The organism is Pseudomonas fluorescens (assembly GCF_902497895.1).
Lineage (GTDB): Bacteria > Pseudomonadota > Gammaproteobacteria > Pseudomonadales > Pseudomonadaceae > Aquipseudomonas > Aquipseudomonas fluorescens_BP.
The window spans coordinates 61,049-72,475 of record NZ_CABVHQ010000010.1; the positions used below are offsets into that span (position 1 = coordinate 61,049).

The following is an 11,427-nucleotide window of genomic DNA, read 5'->3' on the forward strand; positions in this document are numbered from 1 at the left end:
ACCTAACTATCCAACCTGAGCACAGCAAGGAAGGCTTCTTGTGGAATTTCCACGTTACCGACCTGCTTCATGCGTTTTTTACCGGCCTTCTGCTTTTCCAACAGCTTGCGCTTACGGCTAACGTCACCGCCGTAGCATTTGGCCAATACGTTCTTTCTGAGAGCCTTGACGGAAGTCCGCGCAATGATCTGCCCGCCAATGGCGGCCTGGATTGCCACATCGAACATCTGCCGCGGAATCAGTTCTTTCATCTTCTCGGTCAACTGGCGACCTTTGTAGTGCGCATTGTCCTTGTGCACGATCAGCGCCAGGGCGTCGACTTTGTCACCATTGATCAACACATCCAGTTTCACCAGATTAGCCGATTGATAACGGTCGAAGTGGTAATCCAGCGAAGCATAGCCGCGGCTGGTGGACTTCAGACGGTCGAAGAAGTCCAGGACCACTTCGTTCATCGGCAGATCGTAGGTCACCTGGACCTGAGTACCGAGGAACAGCATGTCGTGCTGTATGCCACGCTTTTCGATGCACAGGGTAATGACGTTACCCAGGTGCTCTTGCGGCACAAGAATATTGGCCCGCACGATCGGCTCGCGCATGTCTTCGATCGTGGACAGGTCCGGAAGCTTCGACGGGTTGTCGACGTAAATCGTTTCCCCGGTTTTCAGCAACAGCTCGAAAATAACCGTCGGCGCCGTGGTGATCAGGTCCAGGTCGTACTCGCGCTCCAGGCGCTCCTGGATGATTTCCATGTGCAGCATGCCGAGGAACCCGCAACGGAAGCCGAAGCCCAGGGCGTCGGAGCTTTCCGGGGTGTACTGCAGGGACGAGTCGTTGAGCGTGAGTTTTTGCAGGGCTTCACGGAAATCTTCGAAGTCGTCGGAGCTGACCGGGAACAGACCGGCGTAAACCTGCGGCTGAATGCGTTTGAAGCCTGGCAGCACGTCGACGTCCGGCGTGGAGCTCAAGGTCAGGGTGTCACCGACCGGTGCACCGTGAATGTCCTTGATACCGGCAATGATGAAGCCTACTTCACCGGCTTTCAGGTCAACGGTAGCGGAATGTTTCGGGTTGAATACACCGACGCTGTCCACCAGGTGGATCTTGCCGGTGGATTTGACCAGGATCTTGTCGCCCTTCCTCACACGGCCGTGGCGCACACGTACCAGGGAAACAACGCCCAGGTAGTTGTCGAACCAAGAATCGATGATCAACGCTTGCAGCGGATCTTCGATGTTGCCGGTTGGCGCAGGAATAGTGTGAACCAGGCGTTCGAGCACTTCGTCGACGCCCTGACCGGTCTTGGCGCTGCACTCGACCGCGTCGGTGGCATCGATACCGATGATTTTTTCGATTTCTTCCTTTACGCGATCCGGATCGGCCTGAGGCAGGTCGATCTTGTTCAGGACAGGCATGACTTCCAGGCCCTGCTCGATCGCCGTGTAGCAGTTGGCAACCGATTGCGCTTCAACACCCTGACCGGCATCGACCACCAGCAACGCACCTTCACAGGCCGCCAGCGACCGGCTGACTTCATAGGTGAAGTCGACGTGGCCAGGGGTGTCAATGAAGTTCAGCTGGTACTTGATGCCATCTCTGGCGGTGTAATACAGGGTAACGCTATGGGCCTTGATGGTGATCCCGCGCTCACGCTCGAGGTCCATGGAGTCCAGTACCTGGGCTTCCATTTCGCGCTCGGCAAGGCCGCCGCACATCTGGATGAAGCGATCGGCCAGCGTCGACTTGCCATGGTCAATGTGGGCGATGATGGAGAAATTGCGGATATGACTCAAATCACTCACGGATCAACACTCAAAAAGGCTGCAGGCATAGCCCGCCGAAAAATAGCCGGGAATTGTACCTGATCCACAGTGCCAGCGTCACGTTTGCCTGTGTAGCAGCTGGCGAAGCCTGCGTTCTACTGTGTAGCAGCTGGCGAAGCCTGCGTTCGACTGCGTAGCAGTCGTAAACCCAACCCCGTTTACAGGTCAGCTGCACAGGAGCTTTCACGCTCTACAATAAAAAACGCCCCGGCCTTTCGACAGGGGCGTTTTTCTCCAGCCAATGCAGGGCGAACCCGCTATCAACCGGCTCGTCGCAACAGCCAGATCCCGGCCAGGGCGCAGATTCCGGCCGGTACCAGCACCGCAAATAGCGGCGAGAAACCGAATACCAGGCTCGACGGCCCCAGCAAATCCTGGGCAATTCGGAAGGTGAAACCCACCAGCACGCCGGTGAACACTCGCTGACCGAGGGTCACCGAGCGCAACGGGCCGAAAATGAACGAAATAGCCATCAGCACCAGTGCGGCGGTGACCAGCGGTTGCAACACCTTGACCCAAAATGCCAACCAGTAGCGGCCATTGTTCAAGCCCTGGTCGGCCAGATAGTGGATGTAACTCCACAGGCCGCTGATCGACAACGATTCCGGCGCCATCACCACGGTACTGAGCAATTGCGGGCTCAAAGCCACTTCCCAGCGCTCTTCAGGCAAGGTAACGACTTCGGTGCTGCCATCATGAAACAGGGTGGTGGTGACATCGGTCAGCATCCAATGGTCTTCGTCGAACTTCGCACGCTTGGCGAAACTCGAGGACTGCATGTGGCGCTGATCGTCGAAGCGATAGCGGGTTACACCGTAGAGCAGACCATTGGGTTGCACCGAGTTGACGTGAATGAACTCCTCGCCCTGACGGTGCCACAAACCATGCTTGGCGCTTTGCGCTTCACCGCCGCCCTGAGCCAGGGAGCGATTGGCCTGCGCAATGTTTTCCGTGGCCGGGGCAACGTACTCGCCGACCAGCACGCCTGCCAGCATCAGCACCATCATCGGCTTCATCACCGCCCAGACGATCCGACCGATGGACACCCCGGCAGCGCGCATGATGGTCAGTTCACTGGCACTGGCCAGGCTGCCCAGACCGATCAGACAGCCGATCAAGGCGGCCATCGGCAACATGTCGTAGACCCGCCGCGGCGCCGTCAGCAACACGAAACTCAAGACATCGAGCAAGGTGTAGGTATCGCTGACGTCACCCATCTCGTCGATGAACGCAAACAATGACGCCAGGCCGAGAATAATCCCCAGTACCGCGACAATGGCCACGAACACGCTGCTACCGATGTAGCGATCGAGCTTATCCACGGGCCACCTCCAGCGCACTGCGGCGACTCGCCAGCTTCAAGCGCAGCGGCTCCCAGAAGAGCAGTCCGAGACCGATGGACAGGAAGATCGCGTGCACCCACCACAAACCCAGCGCCACTGGAATCTTGCCTTTTTCCAGCGCACCACGGGCGGCGATCAGGATGGTGAGATAGGCCATATATAGAAGAATTGCCGGAAGCAGCTTGAGGAATCGACCCTGGCGTGGATTGACCCGCGACAGGGGCACCGCCATCAGGGTCACGATAAAGACCAGCAGCGGCAGGGAAATCCGCCATTGCAGTTCGGTGTTCGAACTCAGGTCATCGCTGGCCAGCAACTCCCGGGTCGACATCGCACCACGCGCAGTCACTTCATCACTGACATCCGGCTTGGGCAGCAGCACACCATAGGTGTCGTACTTGATGACGCGGTAGTCGGCATGCCCCGGAGTACCGTCATAGCGATAACCGTTCTCGAGGATCAGATAACGGTTACCGTCGTCCTGGATTTCCTGGCGTCCGCTCTGGGCAACCAGCACAGAGATGCCGCGATCCTTGCTTTTGTCAGTGGAAGTATTTTTTTGCGAAATGAATACATTGCCCAGATTGGCGCGGTCATCGGACAGCTGCTCGGTGTAGGTCACACGAGTGCCATCGCGCAACGACTGAAAGCGCCCCGGTATCAGGGTATCGAACTCGGTCAGCGCGTCCTGCTTGTTGATCAGCATTTGGGACTGATTCGCCCCTTGCGGCGCTAGGCTCAGGCTCAACCAGGCCACCACCAGTGCCACCAGCGTGGCCGGGAACAGGGTCATGCCGAGCAAACGCTGCTGGCTCATGCCGGTAGCCGAAAGCACGGTCATTTCGCTTTCAAGGTACAGCCGGCCGTAAGCCAGCAGAATGCCGAGAAACAGCCCCAACGGCAGAATCAGCTGCAGGAAGCCTGGCAGGCGAAAACCCATGATCAGGAACAGCGAACCCGGGTCCAGCGCACCCGATGCAGCCTGCGCCAGGTACTTGATGAAACGTCCGCTCATGATGATGACCAGCAGTACGGCGCTGACAGCGCTCAAGGTCAACAGGACTTCGCGGGACAGATAACGGAAGACGATCAAACCAGACACTCCAGGGTTGTCAGGCTAAGGCGGCCAAACAAGCAAACGTATTCGAACCGGCCCGCGAAGCAGCCGCCGAAAAAAGATGGCGCATTATCCTGTGATTGGGTGCGCCTGTCACTGCGCACGCTCAAGCTGGCGCGTAAAGCGGCGAAGTTCAACTCATGGGAGGGTTGTCAGCCTCGGGCGACGAGGTTCAAACTGGCGGCTTTGTCGCTGGCACGTACCGGCGCCTTTGATAAACAAGCTTTATATAGATAAGCCAAGCGCACTCCTTTGAGCTGTGCACGTTGACCATTTATTCAGGGACCCGGACATGGAACTGGTTGTAAAAAGCGTTAGCCCAGAAACGTTGAAGACCGCCACTCTGGTAGTCGCCGTCGGCGAAGGCCGCACGCTCGGCACAGTTGCCAAACAACTCGACGAACTCAGCGGCGGCGCCATCAGCGCAGTCCTCAAGCGCGGCGACCTGGCTGGCAAAGTCGGCCAGAGCCTGTTGTTGCACAGCCTGCCGAACCTCAAAGCCGAACGCGTGCTGCTGGTTGGCATCGGTAAAGACGCCGAACTGGGTGATCGCCCGTTCCGCAAAATCATCAGCGGCCTGCTCAATACCCTCAAAGGTCTGGGCGGCAGTGACGCGGTACTGGCCCTGGACGAGGTGATCGTCATAGGCCGTGACAGCTACGGCAAGACCCGCCTGCTGGCCGAAACCCTGGTGGACGGCGAGTACCTTTTCGAGCAGTTCAAGAGCCAGAAAACCGAACCGCGCAGCCTGAAGAAAATCACCCTGCTGACCATCAAGGCCGCGCAAGCCGAAGTCGAACGCGCCGTGACCCACGCCCAGGCCATCGCCGGCGGCATGGCGTTCACCCGCGACCTGGGTAACCTGCCGCCGAACATCTGCCACCCGAGCTTCCTCGCCGAACAGGCGAAAAACCTCGGCAAGGCGCACAAAGGCCTGAAAGTCGAGATCCACGACGAGAAGAAAATCAAGGACCTGGGCATGGGCGCTTTCTACGCTGTTGGCCAGGGCAGCGATCAGCCGCCTCGCCTGATCGTCATGAACTACCAGGGCGGCAAGAAATCCGAGAAGCCTTACGTGCTGGTCGGTAAAGGCATCACCTTCGACACCGGTGGCATCAGCCTCAAACCTGGCGCCGGCATGGACGAGATGAAGTACGACATGGGCGGCTCGGCCAGCGTATTCGGCACCCTGCATGCGGTGCTCGAACTGAAGCTGCCGATCAATCTGGTGTGCATCCTGGCCTGTGCCGAGAACATGCCGAGCGGCGGCGCGGCGCGTCCGGGCGACATCGTCACCACCATGAGCGGGCAGACCGTGGAAATCCTCAACACCGACGCCGAAGGCCGTCTGGTGCTGTGCGATGCCCTGACCTACGCCGAACGCTTCAAGCCACAGGCAGTGATCGACATCGCCACCCTGACCGGTGCTTGCGTGGTCGCGCTGGGGGCTCACACCTCCGGCCTGCTGGGCAACAACGACGAGCTGATCGGGCAACTGCTGAGCGCAGGTGTTCAAGCTGACGATCGCGCCTGGCAACTGCCGCTGTTCGATGAGTACCAGGAACAGCTGGACAGCCCATTCGCCGACATCGCCAACATCGGCGGCCCGAAAGCCGGCGCCATCACCGCTGCCTGCTTCCTGTCGCGCTTCACCAAGCAATACAACTGGGCGCATCTGGACATCGCCGGGACTGCCTGGACCAGCGGCGGCAAGGACAAGGGCGCCACTGGCCGTCCGGTTCCTCTGCTGATCCAGTATTTGCTGGACCGCGCCAAAGCCTGAAACTGAAGACCCCGGCCTGTGTCATCTGCGAATGACGCAGGCCGGGCGTCAGGACCCGCAATGACCAAAGTCGACTTCTATATTCTGCCCAGCGCCGATCCCTCCGCGCGCCTGGACTTCGCCTGCAAACTCAGCGAAAAAGCCTGGCGCATGGGGCACCGGATCTACCTGCATTGCAGCGATGCGGCCCAGCGTGACGATCTCGATGCGCGCTTGTGGCGTTTCAAGGGCGAGAGCTTCGTGCCCCACGGTCTGGCCGAAAGCGAACCCGACGGGCTGATTGTCCTGGGTATTGGCGAAGATCCCGGGCCACATTCGGATCTGCTGGTCAATCTGGACCTGAAAGTCCCGGCATTTGCCCAGCGCTTCGCCCGTGTGGCAGAAGTGGTGGTCGAAGACCCTGTTATTCGTCAGGCCGCGCGGGAGAGTTTCCGTTTCTACCGCGAACAGGGCTATCCTCTGCAAGATCACCGCCTACAGCGATTCTGAGCACCCGATGGACACTCCAAACCCGCAGCAAAAGTCCGCGCATCTGCTGGATGACCTTGAGTCGATCCGCCAACTGCTCGGCGATGACAACATGCAACCACCGCTGCTGACCGAAATGGTTACCAACGAAGTGCAGATCCCCATGCTGTACGACATGGTGGGCGGCAAACCGCCTGCCGAAAGCCTGGAAGCTACACCCGTGCAAGCGGCGCCAGAACCGGTCGCAGCACCACAGCCGGCCCCGGCACCGGTCGCCGCCAAAGGTCCCGATGCCCTCCTGCACCTGGACAGCGAACTGCGCGCCGCCGCCCAATTGATCATGCAAGATGTGATCGACGACTTCGCGCCACACATCGAAACCGAAATCAAACGCCGCCTCGACGCGCGAATGGATCGGTTGTTGAACCAGTACCTGGCCTGAATCGGCAAAGGAACGCGTGACACCGGTTGGTCGTGGCCAGGGGGCTTGCCCTCTGGCCATCCGGTTCGATTACGCCGGCAACCCCACCAGCAAATGCACCACCCCTCCCGCCAATACCATCACTCCCGGCACACCGGCCGCACGCAGGGCCAGCGGGTCTATTTGTGCCTGATCGTGCAGCTCCACCCGCACTCGCGTCAGGGCGAGGCGTTGTTGCGACTTGAGGTTATTCAACCCTCCCAGTGCCGCCACAATGCCAGGCTCCAGGGATGGCGCCTCGACAGGCTGCGCCAGCGCTTTGGGCTGATCCACCACCAGATCCGGGGTCAGGGCTTTCCAGAACGCACGCTGTAATTTCTCGAACATTTTCAGTTCTCCAGGACCAATGAGCTGACGACTGCTGTCTGTTGATGCCGGTGCAAGGCTTCACGTACCTGTTCGGCGCTTTCCAGGCTCAGGACCTGTTGCGCGATGGCCTGGCACTCCCTCAGGTCGACTTCGCGGATCGTTGCCTTGATCGACGGAATCAACGGCACACTGACCGACAGTTCATCCACGCCCAGCCCCAGCAACAGCGGCACCGCCAACGCTTCGGACGCCAGCGCGCCACACACACCGACCCACTTGCCGTGGGCATGGGCGGCTTTCACGGTGCTGGCGATCAGCCGCAGCACGGCCGGATGAAGACTGTCCGCCTGGCTGGCCAGCCGCGGATGATCGCGGTCCATCGCCAGGGTGTACTGGGTCAGGTCGTTGGTGCCTATGGAGAAGAAATCCACTTCGGCGGCGAACAGGTCAGCCATCAATGCCGCTGCCGGTACCTCGATCATGATGCCGAGCTTGGGCAATGCCTTGAGTCCCAGCGCCAGTGCCTCCTCTTCGAGCATCTGCCGGGCCTGGCGCAGTTCGGACAACTGGCTGACCATCGGCAGCATGATGTGCAAGCGGGCCAGCCCGGCGCAGCTCAGAATCGCCCGAAACTGTTCACGCAACAGCTCGGGACGCTCCAGGCACAGGCGAATCCCGCGCATGCCGAGGAAGGGATTGGCCTCGCTGTCCATTGGCACGTAGGTCAGTGGTTTATCGCCGCCGACGTCCAGAGTGCGCACCACCAGATTGCGCTCCGGTCCCAGCGCGCGGGCGATGGCGCTGTAGGTAGCGGCTTGCTCATCATGGCTTGGCGCGGTGTTGCGCTCCAGATAAAGGAACTCCGAACGCAACAGACCAACCCCCTCGCCTCCCAGCGCCATGGCCTGCTCAACCTCAGGCAGCGAGGCGACGTTGGCTGTCACCTCGAAGTGATGGCCGTCACGGGTACAGGCCGCCAGCCCAGCCTGCTCGAGTTCGCGTTGATGCCGTAGCCGTTGCTGCTGACGCTTGGCTTGCAGCTGTTCGATAACCGCCAGATCAGGGTCCAGCTGCAATTCGCCGTTGTCGGCATCGAGCAAGACTTGCGTGCCGCTGGCCAGTGACAGCACCTGGGTCGGCAACCCGCAAATCGCTGGCAAGCCAAAGGCCCGGGCAAGAATCGCCACGTGACTGGTGGCGCCGCCGCCCACGGTGGCAAAACCCAGCACTTTGCTGGTATCGAGGCCGGCGGTCTGCGACGGGGTCAGTTGCTCGGCAATCAGAATCGCCTGTTCCGGCAAAACCCAGGCGCTGTCCTGCACGCCGAGAATCAGTTTGAGTACCCGCTCACCGACATCCGCCAGGTCCACCGCGCGTTCGGCCAGCAACGCGCTACCGAGTTTTTTGAACAGCTCGGCGGTGGCCTCGGTCGAGTTGCGCCAGGCGAACGCGGCGCTTTTCCCTTCAGCGATCAAGGCATAGGCCTGTTCCAACAGGCTTGGGTCTTCCAGCAGCTGCTGATGGGCCTTGAAGATTTCCGCTTGCGCATCGCCTGTGGCGTTGTCGCATAACCCCTGCAGCGCTTGGGTTGCCTGGAATAAACCACGTTCCAGATGCCTGCGTTCAACGGCTTGATCGGCACCGAACTCAGCCACTTCCAGACTCTGTTCGGCCACCTGCACCACCCGCCCGAACGCCGAGCCTGGCGAGGCACACACTCCCCGCAAGACCTTCAACGAAGGTGCTTCAACAACAGCAACCGGCTCACTCACCACCGGCGCCGCGACCGCCTCACCACAGCCCGCTGCCAGCAACTCGGCGAGGGTCTTGATCGCCAACTCGGCATCCTCGCCCACCGCGCTGATCTGCAAGGCATCGCCCTGGACGGTCTGCAGCGCCATGATCGCCACCAGGGACTTGGCGTTGGCACTGGCCTGCTGTTTATGCAGGCAAATACTCGCCGCAAAGCCCTTCGCCGCCTGAGCGAATACCGCTGCAGGACGGGCATGCAAACCGTTCGGGTTGGACAAGATCATCTGCCGGGAGAACAGTGCTTCGCCTTCCGGCGCCGACGCCGCATTTGCCGGCTGCTCGGCCAGATTCAAGCGCAACAGCGGCTGCCCGCTTTCGACTAATCCGGTGTCCGGCGTCAGCAGACTGAAGGGCTCGGCGCTGACCACCAGCATCAAGGTCAGCAGGCTGCGGGCATGCAAGGCGAGGTAGTCGGCGTCGAATTCGATCAAGGCCTGCCCGGCCTCGACCCGCTGGCCCTCTTCCACCAGCCGTGTGAAGCCCTTCCCCGCCAGGTTCACCGTGTCCAGACCGATATGCATCAACACCTGTACCCCACGGTCGTCGGTGATGCTGACCGCATGGCCACTGCGCTGCAGATTGCTGATCACGCCCGCCATGGGTGCGCAGAGGGTTTGCGAGGTCGGATCGATGCACAGCCCGTCACCGATCAGGCGACTGGAGAACACCGGGTCCGGCACTTGATCAAGCGGCATCAGCACCCCGGACAGGGGCGCCAGCAGTTGCAAATGTTGGGTTGTGGGCATGACTTCACCTGCTGTTTTATTCTCTATAGAAATATCGTTCGTAGGAGCTGCCGAAGGCTGCGATCTTTTGATCTTTCGCTTGGGGCTCAAGTGGACCGGGAAAGATCGCAGCCTCGTTTCACTCGACAGCTCCTACACAGCTCCTACGTAGTTCCTACGCAGCGCCTACGGGTTTTTCGTATGGCACAGTTACTTCCACCAATACTCGACCTGCATTCCGACGTTCGAACCATGCCGCGCCGTGCCGAAAGCCCCGGTGTCGGACAACGCCGAACCCGCCGCCAATTGATTGGCCGCACGTTTCGCCGCCTGGTTCCAGCTGGCATAGGTGTAGTACAGACGCACTTCCGGGCGCGCCCAGAAATCCGGACCCTTGGGTGACCAGGTCGGCGCAAAAGTGAACTTGCTCAGCTTGCGCGTGCCGTCCGGCGCCTCGACCTGATCGTGCCCCAGCTCGGTGACCAGCTTGAACTGCTCCGTGAGGGCATAGGCCGGGCGAATGCCGAGGGAGATCCAGTTCTGATCCTTGCCATCCGGGCGAATGTCTTTCTGATAGACCGCCTCGACCTGTCCCCCGAAACGCGGGGTCACCTGCCAGTCGAAGAACTCCACCAGACGGTAGCTCTTGTTGCTGTCGTCGAGCCGGACATTGCCGGTGTAGCCAAGGCCGGTGCCCGGGCCTTCGCCGTACTGAAAAGCCAGTTTATTCTTGCCGCCGAGAAAGCCGCTCTGCACGTGCTGAGTGGTAATCGCCCAGCCACGGTGGGCGTCGCGACTGTCCGGCTTGTCGATGTAGCTCAGGCCCAATTCCAGCTCGCCGCCGGGGTTGGTGTTGAACCCGCCGACATTGAAGTCGTGGCGGTTGATGTAGTCCTTCTGGTACAGGTTGTCCTTGCGCGAGAAGGCATAGCTGTACTTCAGATCGCCGATCAGCACATCCTCGATACCGCCGCCGGTGGCGCTCTGGTTCCAGTAGTAGAAATCGGAAATATGGATGTCGTTACGCTTGTAGTACCGCCGACCGGCCCACAACGAGCCGCCGTTGAGGCTGGGCATCTTCGACCACTGCGCGTACAGCTGCGGCATGCGCACCGAGCCGTTGTCGCCGTTGAAGGTGAGGCTGCGGTCGTACTGGTTATACAGCGACGCCATACCGTCGACGCTGAGTACCGAACCGTCGCCTGCGGTGAACAGATCCTGGCGCAACTCCAGCTCCCCATACTGTTCGCATTCGTTGCCCAGCCGATATTTCGTCTGCGCGCCAGGCAACTGAAAACATGACTGCGAACTGCTGTTGACCGAGGTCCCCACACCACTGCGCAAGTACCCGGAGAACTCCAGTGCCTGGGCCGAAAACGGCCAAACCAGGCATGCACACGCTGCTGCAAGGCTGCGATTTATTATTGTCTTCAAGTGCCGCTCCATTATTTTTATTGTGTTTTTGCACATATTTGAGGCGCACGATCCCCGTAGGAGCTGCCGCAGGCTGCGATCTTTTGGCGACAGTCAGCGCGCTGAAGATCAAAGATCGCAGCCTGCGGCAGC

The 11,427-nt window shown here is 60.2% G+C and carries 9 protein-coding genes; 3 read left to right on the forward strand and 6 right to left on the reverse strand.

The window, feature by feature from the left end:
• Positions 1-2: 2 nt before the first annotated feature.
• The 3 genes from lepA to lptF form a co-directional block, all read right to left on the reverse strand.
• Entirely contained in the window at positions 3-1,802 is a 1,800-nt protein-coding gene (lepA, locus tag F8N21_RS07485) for a translation elongation factor 4 (protein ID WP_150641514.1), read from the reverse strand.
• Positions 1,803-2,083: 281 nt separating this feature from the next.
• A complete protein-coding gene (lptG, locus tag F8N21_RS07490) occupies positions 2,084-3,145 on the reverse strand; it encodes an LPS export ABC transporter permease LptG (protein WP_150641515.1) in 1,062 nt (353 codons plus the stop codon).
• Positions 3,138-4,259, reverse strand: a complete 1,122-nt coding sequence (gene lptF / locus F8N21_RS07495; protein ID WP_150641516.1) for an LPS export ABC transporter permease LptF — start codon at positions 4,257-4,259, stop codon at positions 3,138-3,140. Before lptF ends, lptG begins: the two co-directional genes overlap by 8 nt.
• A 316-nt stretch (positions 4,260-4,575) precedes the next feature.
• Between lptF and F8N21_RS07500 the strand changes: the two genes are divergently transcribed.
• The 3 genes from F8N21_RS07500 to F8N21_RS07510 are packed head-to-tail and all read left to right on the forward strand — an operon-like array spanning position 4,576 to position 6,976.
• A complete protein-coding gene (locus F8N21_RS07500; protein ID WP_150641517.1) occupies positions 4,576-6,066 on the forward strand; it encodes a leucyl aminopeptidase in 1,491 nt (496 codons plus the stop codon).
• Between the two features lie 60 nt (positions 6,067-6,126).
• A complete protein-coding gene (locus tag F8N21_RS07505; protein ID WP_150641518.1) occupies positions 6,127-6,555 on the forward strand; it encodes a DNA polymerase III subunit chi in 429 nt (142 codons plus the stop codon).
• Between the two features lie 7 nt (positions 6,556-6,562).
• Positions 6,563-6,976 carry a DNA polymerase III subunit chi gene (locus F8N21_RS07510; RefSeq protein ID WP_150641519.1) on the forward strand — a complete coding sequence of 138 codons (414 nt, stop codon included), beginning with the start codon at positions 6,563-6,565 and terminating at the stop codon, positions 6,974-6,976.
• A gap of 69 nt (positions 6,977-7,045) precedes the next feature.
• On the opposite strand, the gene F8N21_RS07515 is transcribed toward F8N21_RS07510, so the two are convergent.
• The 3 genes from F8N21_RS07515 to F8N21_RS07525 form a co-directional block, all read right to left on the reverse strand.
• Positions 7,046-7,342 (reverse strand): PTS transporter subunit EIIB, encoded by a 297-nt coding sequence (locus tag F8N21_RS07515; protein WP_150641520.1) that lies wholly within the window; start codon positions 7,340-7,342, stop codon positions 7,046-7,048.
• A gap of 2 nt (positions 7,343-7,344) precedes the next feature.
• Positions 7,345-9,882: a phosphoenolpyruvate--protein phosphotransferase gene (ptsP, locus tag F8N21_RS07520; protein WP_150641521.1), complete on the reverse strand. Its 2,538-nt coding sequence runs from the start codon at positions 9,880-9,882 to the stop codon at positions 7,345-7,347.
• Between the two features lie 189 nt (positions 9,883-10,071).
• Positions 10,072-11,295 (reverse strand): maltoporin, encoded by a 1,224-nt coding sequence (locus F8N21_RS07525; protein WP_150641522.1) that lies wholly within the window; start codon positions 11,293-11,295, stop codon positions 10,072-10,074.
• Between the last annotated feature and the right edge of the window lie 132 nt (positions 11,296-11,427).